Genomic DNA, 13,277 nt, shown 5'->3' with positions numbered 1-13,277 from the left:
AGAGAGATTATGGCTCGAAAAGTCAGAACCGAGGAAGAAGATGCACAGATCGACATGACACCCATGTTGGATATCGTGTTTATCATGCTGATCTTCTTTATCGTTACCACTGTTTTCGTTAAAGAAGCAGGGATCGAAGTCAACAAGCCAGATGCGAGCCAGGCGATTCTTCACAAAAATGCAAACATTTTCATCGCCGTAACGGAAGACGGAAATGTATGGCTAGACAAGCGTGAAGTAGCGCCGGACAGCGTGAGAGCGAATATTGAAAGACTGCTTACCGAGCAGCCAACTGACTACGTAATCATTCAAGCTGATATAAAAGCGAAACATGGTTTAGTAGTTGAAATTATGGATCAGGTTAAAGCCGCTGGCGTTAACCGAGTTTCGGTAGCGGCAAGGGGATAAGATGTTACGTATACTTGTATCTATTGTATTAGGTGCTGCGGTTGCATTTGCCCTTTTCGTTCTAATGGCCAAGTTGATTGAAAATTCATCTAGACCAGCAGACGAAGTACCGCCTGCACCGGTGATCGATATTGTAATGCAGGAACCAGACGACCAGACGCAAACGCGTACTCGTGTTCCACCACCACCGCCGCCACCGCCTCCACAGCCTCCAAAAATGGAGCAAGTAGAGCCTGAAGCCGCGGAACCTGATGCAGATGGCTTTAGCTTAGCTATTCCAGCTATCGACACAGGTGGTGTTGGTGTAAACATCGGTGGTGTTGGTGCAATGCAGCGTGATGGTGAAGCAACACCTATCGTTCGTATCGACCCGAAATATCCACCTGATGCAGCCCGAGACGGCCGCGAAGGTTGGGTGAGACTGTCTTTCACTATCAACGAAGTTGGTGGTGTCGAAGATATCGAAGTTATCGAAGCTGAACCTAAGCGCGTATTCGACCGTGAAGCACGTCGTGCTCTACGTAAGTGGAAATACAAGCCTAAGATCGTTGATGGCAAGCCGGTTAAACAACCTGGCATGTTCGTACAGCTAGACTTTAAACTGGAGCAATGATCATGATGAAACGTACATTCAAAATGTCAGCCGTTGCTTTAGTGCTTGGCGCAGGTGCGGTGCTTTCAGCACCCGCTGCCCTAGCGCAGACATCACCTGTTGTTTGTCCTGGCTATGAGAAAGGAAAAACAACGCTTGTAGGTGAGCGTACCGGTAAGAAAGTTCAAAAAGCTTTCGAATTTTACAATGAAGACCAGGTAGATGAAGCATTAAACGTTCTTTATGAAATCGACCCTTCCGACGATTTTGATAAGGCGTACGTTAATCGCTTCATTGGTAACCTACTTGCAGCGCAGGAAGGCCAAGGTGGAAAGGCTTATAACTACCTTGTCGATTCTGTTAAAACCAAGGTACTAAACGACCTAGAGCACGCTCAAACACTTAAGCTTTTAGGTGACTTGAGCATGCAGGAAGAAAAGTATACCGACGCTGTAAAATGGTATAACAGCTGGATGGACTTCACATGTAAAGAAGATGCCGACGTTTATACTCGCTTGACTCAGGCTTATTATGAATCTAAGCAATTAGATAAAATGATTGAGCCAGCAGATAAAGCTATTGCTTTATACGAAGAGCCGAACAAGAACCCGTATGTTTTGAAACTTACCTCTTATTACGAGCGTAAGATGTATGACCAGACGGTTCTTGTTGCAGAAGAACTTGTTCGTAAATTCCCTGAAGAGCCACGGTGGTGGACTCAGTTAGGTATGTTCTACTTACAGGTCGAAGAGTATAAGAAGGCATTATCTTCTTTCGAACTTGCAGATATGCAAGGTTTCTTGAAGAAAGAAAGTGAAGCTAAAGCGCTAGCTCAGCTCTATCAAAGTAATGGTATGCCGTACCGCGGTGCGAAGACTTTGGAAAAGTTCATCAAAGCTGGTGTACTTGAAGAAGACGCTGAGTTAACGGCTAGTATAGCGAATGCTTATCACGCTGCTAAAGATTTCAAAACTGCAGCTAAGTTATATGCGAAAGCCGCAGCAGAGACTTCTGATCCAGAATATTATCGCAAGCAAGGTACCTTGTTGCTTATCGCTGAAGATTACAAAGGAGCGGTTAAAGCTCTCGAGAATGCTCTTGAGCGCGGTATCGAAAACCCGGAAAAAGTGCACTTTACGCTTATGGAAGCGAACTTTTATGCTGGTGATTATCGAGCTGCGTACAAGCACGTTCAAGAAGCTAAAAAAGATCGCTCACTACGTCGTAATGCGGCAGCGTGGGAACCTTACATAAAGGAAAAAGCGAAAAACCGCGGTATTAATATTTAATATCCGGAATTAGCTATAAAAGCCTCCCTTGGGAGGCTTTTTTTTTGTCCTTAGCTAAGGCTTGTTTGCCCCAAAGATGAAGTAAAAAAAAGTATCAATTCGTTTTTCAACGAACAGTAGAAGTATTCAGATCTTTTTGAATAGCGTTATATAAATCGATTTATTGAGTCGAAAGCGGGGTGGACAGTCGTTCTAATTAAGGAGGTGAGTTCTTTCAATCCATTTACTTTTATATTGTGATTTATTAATAACGCCTTGATACACCCTATTTCTGTATCAGAACTTGTAAAGAGTGCTTTCAAGTAACCCTCTGACTCTATAATGTTAACTAGCTTATTGAGTAGAGCAAGCAATTCTGCGCGCTCTAGAGCCAAGTTACTGTATTTCTGTCCTTTGCTATTTCGACGCGACTTATGGTCATTCGTAGAGCTCATCGGTTGTATTTCGCAAGCTAACTTATTTAATACGGGCCACACATCGTCTAGTGGGCGTGTTCCTTGAGTAAAGTGAACAAGCTTGTTTACATAGGTTGAAAGAACAGAGTGGGGAAGTTCATCTAGCATTGCTGCACTGGTAAGGCTAGTTTTCAACGCGATAAGCCTTGCAACCATAGCTTTTGCATTAGAAGTTTTGGGTAATATAGCTAAAGCACTAGTTTCTCCACTGGCTTTATTTGGTTTTCTACCATAATCAACAATTTGAAAACCATTGTTAGACCAAAACTTGTCGAGTTTAGCTGTTGTCCCGTACGACGTGCACATAGCATCAATGGCTTGACCGTGCGTTGTTTCAATCAATTTTTGAATAAGGTAGCTACCAACCCCTCTGGCTTGAAGCTTTGGCTGCACTGCTATACGGTTAATTCTCCAGTAATTAAACGTTGCGGCTTCAGGGTCTGCCGACAGCAATGTTAACCGCTGTGCACCTAGGTGACCTTGAGGACGGCGACGCCCCGACGCAATCTCACAAGATAAAGTGCTCAAGCTGTTACCTCCCTCAATATTAATTATCGCGGCAGCAAGCACTAACCTTTCTGTTTTAAGTGTGGCAACAAGCACGTCAGGGCTGTCTAATAAACGCATGAAATCGTCAGGCGTTGTTTGGTAATGCGCAAGCGCAAGAAGTGACATCACTTGTTGAAGCATGTGTTCAGGTATATTTTCAAATGTACAAATATTGAAACTACATACCTTCATTAACAACGCACTGTCTTCTTGTTCTAAATGAGCGATGTTATTAGTTCGGTTTTCAGGGGGGGAAAGACACGGGGTATCTTTCTCGGAATATTCTTCAAACAAACAGGTGTGATTTAAGAACCTCTCAACAGGATCTTTATCAAACCAACGCAGCGGCGTCGACAAACTTAGGTGTTCAACAGTGTTGGGTAAGTTAGGTATGAGCTTGTGAATGAAACCATTTCCCGAGCCTTCGTAACCTTGAAGCGTAGTACTTAATACCCACTGTGGGTTATGGGCCAATATACGTGCCACAACAGGTAATGGTAAGGACGCCGCCTCATCAACCACAACAAGATCGAAACGGGCGTTGTTATTGCAACCAGAAGAAGGACAGCTGCCATAGAGAAGCTCACTGTCAGGGGGCACCCATTTAACCGAACCTAAAGGTGTTATTTTGTGATTAACTGGCATCTGGTCTTTATCATCAGAGGAGCCATAAGATGATGAAAGCGAGGGGGGCATTGAACCCTTGTGCTTATTAATACGCGACATTAGGTTAGTAACGTTACTCACTTGCTCGCTAGTAAGCAGCACGTTTTTCCCTTCGCTGATCAAGCTATCAATGAATATACCTAATAGAGAAGATTTGCCTCGTCCCCTTGGAGCAGTGACGAGAGCATTTAATTGGTTTACTGAGAATGCTTGATACAAACGTTCATAGGCATCTTGTTGTTCTTGCGTTTTAAACAGCGCACTTTTAAAAGCGTGTTGCTTAGATATTTGGTCTACGCGATACCTTTCTATATCTGGCAGAATTGTTTTAGTTTCTGTATGAAAGGCTACATAAGCATTATTCCGAAGGCGTTCAATAAAGCGAGCGAGGTATCGGCTGCGAGAAAACGTAAAACCTTCTGAAATAAACGGCACAGAAACATTCTCGACCCATTCACTAAAATCTGGGCACACAATTACTAAGCAACCTTTGCGTTTAACAGTGCCTGCTACAGCCATCATATCTCCTGGCTTGAAAGTATCGCGGCAGTCCAAGATAGCCATGTCGTATTCGCTACCTAATACCTGTTTGCGCTTTTTTCCTTTCAGCGTGTTGCCAGTAAAACTTGCAATGCTGATAGATGAAACGTCATCCGCTAACGAGTGTATGCAGCAAAGTGCGGCATTACAGAATGCATTTCCGCCAGAGACAACGAGCATTTTTCGGTGGAGCGGGGGAGTGACGTTTGAGCCATCTTCACAATAAGGGGCTAATAGCCATTCGCGTAATTGAGTTAGCGCCATGAATCAGTTTTTTCGGTATAATCTAACGCTATAGTAGCGATTTATTATGAGGAATTCGAATGCGCTTTCTTTCTCGGCGTTTAGTTATGCCAAACGACCTTAATTACGCCAATTCTTTGTTCGGTGGCCGCGCGTTAGAATGGATAGACGAAGAAGCTGCCATTTGGGCTATTTGTCAGTTAGAAACAAATTGTTTGGTTACGAAGCATATTGGTGAAATTAGCTTTGAATCACCTGCAATGCAGGGTGATATTGTAGAGTTTGGCTTGGAAACTAAGGCTGTGGGTCGTTCTTCAATTACCGTAAGCTGCCTGGTACGCAACAAGGCCACCAAGAAAACCATTTGTTTTGCAGATGACATCGTTTTCGTCAAGGTTGACCCAGATACTCGCCAACCAACAGCACACGGCAAAACGCTAGAAGGGTTAAAGGCCCAGACAGATGACGAAGTACGTCGCCTAAATATGAATACTGAAGCTGAATAGTCTATAAACCTCAATGCTTTATATCATATAAAGTTTATGACCTTAGCTTAATGTGTTATCTGCTTGACGGCGTGTATCGAACTGGTAGACTCCGTCGCAGATGTTGGGTTTGCTAGTTATAGCTACGCAACACTATACCAAGGGGTGTCCGCTTTCGGTCTGAGATCCACTTTCGTGGGAACCCTTAAACCTGATCCGGATAATACCGGCGTAGGGATGGTTCACAATATAGCCTTATCACCTGCCGTTAGACCCGGATCTTTTTTCTTCAATAAGAACAAGAGATCCTATGTATAAAACACTTTTCACACTATCATTGCTTGCGTGTTCTGTTGCAGCCTATGCACAAGAATCTGCAGTGAACGACACGTCAAAAAACACGCCTCCTGACATTGAACGGGTCGTTGTATCTGGTGACTTTCGACAAACAACACTTGACCAGCTAAGTGCTAGCGCGACGATTTTAGACCAAGCACGTCTTCGCAGCAGACAGCCTGCTCATATCGACAGCGTGCTAAACAGCATTCCAAACGTGAACTTTGCCGCTGGTGCGTCCCGTGGCCGCTTCGTTCAAATTCGCGGTATTGGTGAGCGTAGCCAATTCGCCGAGCCAATCAACCCTTCGGTAAGCTTTATCGTCGATGAATTTGATTTTTCAGGTCTTGCTGCAGCAGGTCTCATTTTTGATACCAAGCAGCTAGAGGTCTATCGCGGACCTCAGGCTACCTTATATGGTACAGGTGCACTGGCCGGTGCGGTTAAGCTTTCCAGTAATAACGTAGGCGGCGAGGCGCCAGACTACGTCGAAGCCCGCATTGGTAACAAAGATAGTTACCGCATCGAGGGAGCAACGGGTGACGATATCAATTCCGACTGGGGATATCGCGTTGCACTTGTGCATAACCGTAGCGATGGCTTTGTAGAAAACACCTTTTTAGATAGAAGCGACACCAATAATATTGATGAGACCGCGTTGCGCTTTGCTGTAGAAGGCAGCGTAGATGAAAGAACCACACTTGCACTTACTTATCGCTGGTATGACATTGATAATGGCTACGATGCGTTCTCGCTGGACAACGACAACAAAACACTATCTGACGAGCCAGGATTTGACGAGCATCAAACCCACGCTGTAAGCGCACGCTCAACAACAAGTACTGCAGCGGGTGACCTTATTCTTATAGCCACCCATGCTTCTCATAATATTGCCTATGGATACGATGAAGATTGGACATTTACCGGTTTTCACCCATGGGGTTACACATCGTTTGATGCGTACTACCGCGATGTTGAAACGCAAACCGGTGAGTTGCGTTTTGTGTCGTCTGACAGTGCTGCACTTTTTGATGGTATGACCGACTGGACAATAGGCGTATTTTATAAAAACACGGAAGAAAAGCTGCTACGTCAGTACACTTATTTGGATAGTGACTTTGCCAGTGAATACACGCCTACGACGACCGCTATCTATGCTCAGACTGAAAGTCGATTGAACGAAAATTTAGTACTTGTAGCAGGGTTAAGAGTCGAAAACTATGACTTTGATTACGCCGATAATAATCAGCTTACACGGGCCTTTGATACCACCATGGTCGGCGGGAAAGTAGCGCTTCAGTATACACAGGGCGAGCACTTCTATTACGGCAGTATCTCGCGTGGCTATAAAGGTGCAGGCTTTAACCCCGACAGCCGCGTGAATGACGATCAGCGATTCTTCGACGAAGAGTATAACTGGAACTACGAAGTAGGCGTTAAGGGCCCATTACTTACGCCTGACCTAATTGCTCGCGCTGCAATTTTCTATATGGATAGAAAAGATACTCAGGTGAGCGATTTTGACGTTATCACTCGTGATGACGGTACGGCAGGGTTCGTAGATATTATTGATAATGCTGATTTAGGTACAAACAAAGGAGCCGAGCTGGAGCTTAGCTGGATTGCTAGTGATGCATGGCAGCTAGATGCAAGTGTTGGTTATCTAAGCGCTACCTTTGAAGGGTATACGCTTGCAGACGGTACTGAAGTGTCTGAGCAAAGACAGGCTCAATCACCTAAGTGGACCGCAAATCTATATAGTGAGTACGCACTTACAGATAACATGCTTTGGCGTGTAGATGTAGATTACAAAAGCGAATACCGTTTTTCTGACGGCCATGATGTAACCTCGCCAAGTACTACGCTGGTTAATTCGGAGATTGTGGTGTTACACGGTGATTGGCAGACATCACTTTGGGTACAAAATGCGTTTGATCGTGAGTACTACACCCGCGGGTTCGGTGGTTTCAGCAACGACCCTCGCGATGAGTATGCCTTCGATGAGCCATATTACCAAATAGGTAACGGGCGTCAGTTTGGCGTTACTGTTAAGTACGCGTTTTAAAATACAAGGAAACAGACATGCAAGTTATGGTTGAACTGTCGTTGTACCCATTGGTTAACGAATACATTCCACCTATTCAAGATTTCATTGATAGGTTAAATAGCTACAGTGATATCACAGTGTCAACAAGTTCAACCAGCACACAGGTTACAGGTGACTATGGTGTGGTTATGAAAGTACTTGGTGAAGAAATGCAAAGGACCCATGAAGAAGTGGGGCAGGCTATTTTCGTGGCCAAGTTCTTAAACTTCGATGCCATGCAATCTAGAAAATCATCTTAATGGCTAACTTTTTTTCTGAGTTCACTTCTCAAATTGCCGCTACTTCACTGTTAGAGTGGGTAGCGGTTGTCCTCGCTATTGCCTATGTGCTGTTAGCCGCAAAACAGAACAGCTGGTGTTGGCTGTGCGCCTTTGTAAGTACCGCAATTTACACCTGGCTATTTTGGCAGGTAACCTTGCCATTTCAGTCTGCGCTTAACTTCTTTTATATGATAATGGCAGGGTACGGTTACTATCAGTGGTCGAAAGGAGCGGAAGACGGCGATGTTAAGCCAGTGCTTCATTGGCCTCTCTGGGCTCATTTGCTCATTGTGCCGAGTATGTTATTGCTCGCTTGGGTTCTGTCTGAGGTGGCAGGCTCACAGTTCAATAGTGAGTACCTACTATTAGATGCGAGCATTAATTTATTGAGTGTAGTCACAACATTTATGGTGGCGCATAAAATCCTGCAAAACTGGGTTTATTGGTTTTTCATCAATTTAGCGTCCGCCTATTTATACCTGCAAGTGGGTTATGCATTATCTGCTTGCCTGTTCTTAGGCTATGTTGGTTTTGCGGTATTTGGGTATTACCAGTGGCTAGTACAATATAAAAAACAAGGTGAACAGGTTGGATATCATCGCCACGCTGCAAAAGGCGCTTAATCTTAGCGACAGTGCGAAAATTTCGTCACACCCTGCTGGAGCGGTAAATCACGTTTACCGCGTTCAAGAGCTCGCAGATAGTCAGTTACCCTCGATTGCAAATAACCTTCAAAGTAGTGGGCAACCAAAGTCGGATCATAACCCTGTCGACTTAGCGGTGAAATGGATGGGCGATGATGACTTTAGTGGGGTTAATCGTGCGCACCAATTTGCTTTGCAGCAACAGCTTTATAGGTTGGGAGTAGCGCCGCAACCTATATGGTTAAGCGATGATGAAACCATCTGGGTTGAGCAGTGGCTAGAGCACAGTGACAGTGCGACGCTTTCAATGCTTGAGCTGGCCAACACCCTCGCTCGTATTCATTCTTTGCCCATTACCGCTAGGCCATTAGATTTAGCATCAAGATGGCAGCATTATATTAATGTTGCACAGCTCGATATGAGCAGTGAGCTTTATCTAAAAGCCCAATCATTGCGGAAACAAGTAATAAAAAGTGAACAAGACGATGACGACTATGTGTTATGTCATAATGACTTGCTAACTAATCACTTATTACTGAGCGCAGATAACTCACTCAAAATTATTGATTGGGAATATGCCGCCATGGGAAACCGCTACTTCGATTTAGCAAGTTGCTGCCTTATCAATAAACTTGAAATCAATGAAAGTAGAGAGCTCGTTAAGCATTACGCCAAGCTAATGAATATCGATGAGCACGACGCGATAGCGAAATTTGATCTGCACACCGAGATTGTCGCTATCACTAATGACCTGTGGTTTGCTGCGCTTAACGCCAATAAGGTCTAATTGTCATAAACTGCTCCGCATTTAAAAGTGACGCTGCATAGAAGTCGGTTTAAAAGCGGGCAATAAGACAAAATACAGGTGATGGATAAAGCCTATTTGGTGTTATTCGATTGAAAAAACAGCGCATTGCGTGTTAATTAAGCATGCAGTGCATGGTAGTGATAAAAAGGCTTTACCTTTTTAATGTCATCCGTATAATGCACAGCGCGCTAGGGGTGTAGTTCGAATTGGTAGAACAGCGGTCTCCAAAACCGATGGTTGGGGGTTCGAGTCCCTCCACCCCTGCCACTTTCTCTTCTTGTGAACGTTTACGTTCAAATCCTAAATCGTTTCTTTGTTAAATTCTTCTTGAATTCTATTGGTTTCTGTTGCTAGTTCTTAATTTGCTGCAGCTGTTTTATTTCCTCTTATACCATGGGCTAGGCATTATAAATTCGCGAATAACCCTTATGAATTAACGCTTATGAATTAGCGCTTGAGTATTAAACAGCAGGTGCAACCCGAGCAAAAGAACGCGATAGTTATTCAACCAAGCCTGCAACTTTAGTAAACTAAACAAATATAATGAACTATCCACGTTAGGTGTTTTTACGCAATGTCTCTTACTTCTTATCAGCAGGCGGTTTTACAGGAAATGGGGATCCCGGTTTGGATCACCAAAGACGCCTACACTGAGCTAAAGCAGAAAGACCAAGCGAAACAAAACAATACTAATGCAGTACAACGCAACGTCGGCACTGCTAGTAGTTCATCGACACAATTACCCTACAGCCAAAACGCGCAAATCAATAAGCCGCCTTCAACGCCAATATCTCAAGAAGAAAAGCAATCACGTCTTGCTCAGTTGCGGGCAAATGTTGGCAGTAGCGCGAAAGATAAAGCTAAGCCTAAAGACAGTGGGGCAGCAAAACTTTCCACCTATGGCGCGTCGCACAATGACGGGAAAGTAGGGCAAACCGAAACAGGTGCTTCACAGTCGCACAACATTTCGCCGTCTTTCGACAATGCGGTTACCTCGCAAGCGTCTTCAACAAAGTCTACTGGAGCAAAAGGGCCGGTATCGCCTGAAGGTATTCCGTTAAGTGCCGAACAGAAGGCGAAATCACAGCAATGGCTAAAAGATTTACAGCTAGCCTGTGTTCAGTTGGGTATACCGTCACAGTGGGCTAGCACCATAATGATTGGTCGTACGCTATCGGTAAGCGAAACGGCCATTATATTGCCAGCCACACCGCTTAAACTCACAACTGTGCAAAAACGGGAGCTGTGGGCGCAGCTTATCAGCGCAGCACGCGAATTAAACCACTCCGCTAACGGACAGTAGTCGCGTCGATGAAGTTAACAATCGTACCGCCACAAGGCTTTAACGAGCACATTGAACTTGCTCATGCTATCCATCAAGAGGCACAAGTGTCGCCTTGGAAACTAAGTACCTTCGCAGACTGTTTCACGAAACCCTATTACGGGGTGTTTGCCTTTGAAAATGACAAGATTGTTGGCTATGCCATCATGCTTGAGGTCGTTGATGAAGCTACGCTGATGGATATTGCGGTAGACAGTGGCGCTAGAGGCAAGGGTATAGGTCGCGCTTTAGTTGATTTTGTCATTGAGACATCGGTGAAAAATGCAATGCGTGAAATGTGGCTAGAAGTGCGTGAAAGTAATCATACTGCTATTGCGCTTTATGAGAGCTCGGGGTTTGAGCATATAGAAACCCGCAAAAACTATTACACCGTAAAAAATAATGATGACGGGCATGATAAGAGTAATGGAAACAGCGCACAAAAAGAAAACGCTAAAATCATGAAGTGGACAAACCCTGCCTTCTAATATTCCCGTATATCAAAGTTTCCACAAGGTTTTAAAAAGTTGACCGTTTGGTCGATAAATTGGCGTGTTTACACGGTCAGGAAGGTTTCAATCCCTTGCTAATTCACTTATATTTGCGCCCGTAAAATTCTCCGCCTACATTCAGCTTATCGGGCGGTAGAAACTTCTCTTAACGCAGTTCGTGTAATTGGATTTTTTAAAACGCATGTCTTCATCATCGGTGGCGGAAAAAGAGCAATCAAAAGGCATTAAAATGCTTTTGGTTGCGGTGTTGTGTTTAGGGCTTAACTGGCCAGGCATGAAATTAGGGCTTGAGATTGTAGGGCCTGTATGGATGGTGTGCTTGCGCTTCTTGTTAAGCCTTCCCGTACTCGCGCTGTTTGTACTTATCACCAAAAAACGTTTACCGGTGCTCAATCGTAAAGATCGCTCGGTGGTGTTTGTCGTTGCCTTTTTCCAGTTTATCCTATCAATGGGGCTTATTACTTTCTCACTGCAGTTTATTCCTGCCGGCACGGCCAGTATTCTTATTTACACCACACCGCTTTGGATGCTGCTTATCGACACCCTATGGTATCGGCAACGCCCGCCTTCTAAGCGATTAATTCTAACCGGTATATCTACCATTGGCTGTGTAATGATTTTATTTGCTTCGGGACAACTGGGCGCATGGCTACCGCTCTTTGGTATGTTGCTGGCATCTGCATTGTGGGCGGTCGCTATTCGAAGAGTGTCTTTTCATAAGTGGAAGGGAAGCGTCATTGAAGCTGTGTTCTGGCAGTTTACCATCGCAGGTTTCGCCATGCTTGCTATTGCACTGATAGTTGAACCAACACCTAATTTTGGGGCTTACGGTATAAGCGATTGGTTACTATTGGCGTACATTGGGCCAGTGGCAACGGGTCTCGGTTTTGGCCTTATGGTAGCGGCGGGGCCTAAATTACCCCCAGATAAGATTGTTCTTATTAGTACACTCACACCGATAGTAGGATATGTAAGCTCGGTGGTATTGCTCAAAGAAACGCTACTGCCTATGGTTATGGCCGGCGCAATATTGATGATCGCAGCGCTTATCGTTAATGGTCTTCCCCAAAGCACACTTAAAAAGATATTAGGTAAAGGCCACGCGAAATAAAGGTAAGTTAAAGGGTTAGTCGAGGCTGTATAAAATCTAAAAACGCAGAGATACGAGACGATACTGCACTATTTTTATAGTATACCGCTTGTACCGACTCTCTGCGGTTTGGGCTGACGATGTCGTCACGAAATAGCGCTACCAGCGTGCCAGCACTGATATCCTTGTGGACCATAAAGTGAGAAAGTAACGCGATACCTTGACCCGCCAAACACAGCTGGCGAATAGTTTCGCCGCTTGACGCACGAAGACTATACTGCAAATTAATATCTTGCTTGAGCGGCCATTTATTTAGACTTGGTGAGTCGCTAAAGCCAATCAGTTTGTGTTCGTTTAGCGTGCTAATGCCATCCTTGTCTTCAGATATGGGATACTTTTCAAGATACTGTGGGCTTGCCACAATATGCAGCTTACTTTTTCCTAAACGTCTAGCGTGCAAGTTAGAGTCGCTTAAATCACCAATACGTATTGCAATATCGGTTTTGTGCTCTAACAGGTCGATAATGCTGTCATGACTGGTGATATCGAGTGTTATGTCAGGAAACGCTTCTCGAAATTCACCCACTAACGGGGCTAGCTGGTGGAATACAAATGGGCTCGCAGCATCAACCCGAAGTTTTCCAGAAGGGGCGCGCTTTAATAGCCGTAATGCTTCTTCACCTTTTTCTAATATATTTAGCCCGTCTCTGGCATATTGCAGGAAAAGCTCACCTTCTTCAGTTAGCTCTAATCGTCTGGTAGTACGATTCAATAAGGTTACATCTAAGCCATCTTCCAGGCGGGTTACCGCTCTACTAACTTTCGCAACCTGCTGGTTAAGTAGATTGGCAGCACTGGAAAAACTACCTGTATCCACAACGGTTAGGAACGCTTCTAAATCTTCAGTTTTTGATGAGACTGGCATCGCACACCTTATATTTTCAAATATCGCAAAAGTATTTTGTCATTAGT

Annotated in this window: 13 protein-coding genes, 1 tRNA gene and 1 riboswitch; of the genes, 12 read left to right on the top strand and 2 right to left on the bottom strand. The window is 44.5% G+C overall.

Going from position 1 to position 13,277, the window contains the following annotated elements:
* Positions 1-9: 9 nt before the first annotated feature.
* Genes RJ41_RS16095 through RJ41_RS16085 form a run of 3 tightly spaced genes read left to right on the top strand, consistent with a single transcriptional unit; the run spans position 10 to position 2,289 of the window.
* Complete coding sequence (locus RJ41_RS16095; RefSeq protein WP_039222950.1) at positions 10-408, top strand: ExbD/TolR family protein; 399 nt, start codon at positions 10-12, stop codon at positions 406-408.
* Between the two features lies 1 nt (position 409).
* Complete coding sequence (locus RJ41_RS16090; protein WP_039222948.1) at positions 410-1,021, top strand: energy transducer TonB; 612 nt, start codon at positions 410-412, stop codon at positions 1,019-1,021.
* Positions 1,022-1,023: 2 nt separating this feature from the next.
* The gene (locus RJ41_RS16085) at positions 1,024-2,289 is read left to right on the top strand and encodes a tetratricopeptide repeat protein (protein WP_084081933.1); all 1,266 of its coding nucleotides are present in this window, start codon (positions 1,024-1,026) and stop codon (positions 2,287-2,289) included.
* 146 nt (positions 2,290-2,435) lie between these two features.
* Here RJ41_RS16085 and RJ41_RS16080 read toward each other — a convergent pair whose 3' ends face one another.
* Positions 2,436-4,763 carry a tRNA(Met) cytidine acetyltransferase TmcA domain-containing protein gene (locus RJ41_RS16080; protein ID WP_039222946.1) on the bottom strand — a complete coding sequence of 776 codons (2,328 nt, stop codon included), beginning with the start codon at positions 4,761-4,763 and terminating at the stop codon, positions 2,436-2,438.
* Between the two features lie 59 nt (positions 4,764-4,822).
* On the opposite strand from RJ41_RS16080, the gene RJ41_RS16075 reads away from it, so the two are divergent.
* The 9 genes from RJ41_RS16075 to RJ41_RS16035 all read left to right on the top strand — a co-directional run bounded on the left by RJ41_RS16075 (position 4,823) and on the right by RJ41_RS16035 (position 12,326).
* The gene (locus RJ41_RS16075; RefSeq protein WP_039222944.1) at positions 4,823-5,248 is read left to right on the top strand and encodes an acyl-CoA thioesterase; all 426 of its coding nucleotides are present in this window, start codon (positions 4,823-4,825) and stop codon (positions 5,246-5,248) included.
* A gap of 130 nt (positions 5,249-5,378) precedes the next feature.
* Positions 5,379-5,482, top strand: a riboswitch (TPP riboswitch).
* A 55-nt stretch (positions 5,483-5,537) separates the two neighbouring features.
* Positions 5,538-7,628: a TonB-dependent receptor gene (locus RJ41_RS16070; protein WP_039222943.1), complete on the top strand. Its 2,091-nt coding sequence runs from the start codon at positions 5,538-5,540 to the stop codon at positions 7,626-7,628.
* Between the two features lie 17 nt (positions 7,629-7,645).
* The gene (locus RJ41_RS16065; protein ID WP_014975943.1) at positions 7,646-7,909 is read left to right on the top strand and encodes a hypothetical protein; all 264 of its coding nucleotides are present in this window, start codon (positions 7,646-7,648) and stop codon (positions 7,907-7,909) included.
* Positions 7,909-8,553 carry a nicotinamide riboside transporter PnuC gene (gene pnuC / locus RJ41_RS16060; RefSeq protein ID WP_014948709.1) on the top strand — a complete coding sequence of 215 codons (645 nt, stop codon included), beginning with the start codon at positions 7,909-7,911 and terminating at the stop codon, positions 8,551-8,553. The genes RJ41_RS16065 and pnuC overlap by 1 nt, the downstream gene beginning before the upstream one ends.
* Complete coding sequence (locus RJ41_RS16055) at positions 8,519-9,361, top strand: phosphotransferase (RefSeq protein WP_039222941.1); 843 nt, start codon at positions 8,519-8,521, stop codon at positions 9,359-9,361. Before pnuC ends, RJ41_RS16055 begins: the two co-directional genes overlap by 35 nt.
* A 211-nt stretch (positions 9,362-9,572) precedes the next feature.
* A tRNA-Trp gene (locus RJ41_RS16050) sits at positions 9,573-9,649 on the top strand.
* Positions 9,650-9,956: 307 nt separating this feature from the next.
* Positions 9,957-10,685: a hypothetical protein gene (locus RJ41_RS16045; protein ID WP_039222938.1), complete on the top strand. Its 729-nt coding sequence runs from the start codon at positions 9,957-9,959 to the stop codon at positions 10,683-10,685.
* A gap of 8 nt (positions 10,686-10,693) precedes the next feature.
* A complete protein-coding gene (gene rimI, locus RJ41_RS16040; RefSeq protein ID WP_039222936.1) occupies positions 10,694-11,191 on the top strand; it encodes a ribosomal protein S18-alanine N-acetyltransferase in 498 nt (165 codons plus the stop codon).
* Between the two features lie 205 nt (positions 11,192-11,396).
* Complete coding sequence (locus tag RJ41_RS16035) at positions 11,397-12,326, top strand: DMT family transporter (protein WP_039222934.1); 930 nt, start codon at positions 11,397-11,399, stop codon at positions 12,324-12,326.
* 7 nt (positions 12,327-12,333) lie between these two features.
* Here the strand turns inward: RJ41_RS16035 and RJ41_RS16030 are convergent, their stop codons facing one another.
* Positions 12,334-13,230 (bottom strand): LysR family transcriptional regulator, encoded by an 897-nt coding sequence (locus RJ41_RS16030; RefSeq protein ID WP_039222933.1) that lies wholly within the window; start codon positions 13,228-13,230, stop codon positions 12,334-12,336.
* Between the last annotated feature and the right edge of the window lie 47 nt (positions 13,231-13,277).

This window comes from Alteromonas marina, assembly GCF_000808575.1.
Lineage (GTDB): Bacteria > Pseudomonadota > Gammaproteobacteria > Enterobacterales > Alteromonadaceae > Alteromonas > Alteromonas marina_A.
The sequence above is the reverse complement of the archived record's forward strand: the minus strand, read 5'-3'. Positions and strand labels throughout refer to the sequence as shown.

Excerpts from the sequence above, each read along its gene's own strand:
- RJ41_RS16095 (WP_039222950.1), top strand. The coding sequence starts at position 10 with ATGGCTCGAAAAGTCAGAACCGAGGAAGAAGATGCACAGATCGACATG.
- RJ41_RS16090 (WP_039222948.1), top strand. The coding sequence starts at position 410 with ATGTTACGTATACTTGTATCTATTGTATTAGGTGCTGCGGTTGCATTT.
- RJ41_RS16085 (WP_084081933.1), top strand. The coding sequence starts at position 1,024 with ATGATGAAACGTACATTCAAAATGTCAGCCGTTGCTTTAGTGCTTGGC.
- RJ41_RS16080 (WP_039222946.1), bottom strand. The coding sequence starts at position 4,763 with ATGGCGCTAACTCAATTACGCGAATGGCTATTAGCCCCTTATTGTGAA.
- RJ41_RS16075 (WP_039222944.1), top strand. The coding sequence starts at position 4,823 with ATGCGCTTTCTTTCTCGGCGTTTAGTTATGCCAAACGACCTTAATTAC.
- RJ41_RS16070 (WP_039222943.1), top strand. The coding sequence starts at position 5,538 with ATGTATAAAACACTTTTCACACTATCATTGCTTGCGTGTTCTGTTGCA.
- RJ41_RS16065 (WP_014975943.1), top strand. The coding sequence starts at position 7,646 with ATGCAAGTTATGGTTGAACTGTCGTTGTACCCATTGGTTAACGAATAC.
- pnuC (WP_014948709.1), top strand. The coding sequence starts at position 7,909 with ATGGCTAACTTTTTTTCTGAGTTCACTTCTCAAATTGCCGCTACTTCA.
- RJ41_RS16045 (WP_039222938.1), top strand. The coding sequence starts at position 9,957 with ATGTCTCTTACTTCTTATCAGCAGGCGGTTTTACAGGAAATGGGGATC.
- rimI (WP_039222936.1), top strand. The coding sequence starts at position 10,694 with ATGAAGTTAACAATCGTACCGCCACAAGGCTTTAACGAGCACATTGAA.
- RJ41_RS16035 (WP_039222934.1), top strand. The coding sequence starts at position 11,397 with ATGTCTTCATCATCGGTGGCGGAAAAAGAGCAATCAAAAGGCATTAAA.
- RJ41_RS16030 (WP_039222933.1), bottom strand. The coding sequence starts at position 13,230 with ATGCCAGTCTCATCAAAAACTGAAGATTTAGAAGCGTTCCTAACCGTT.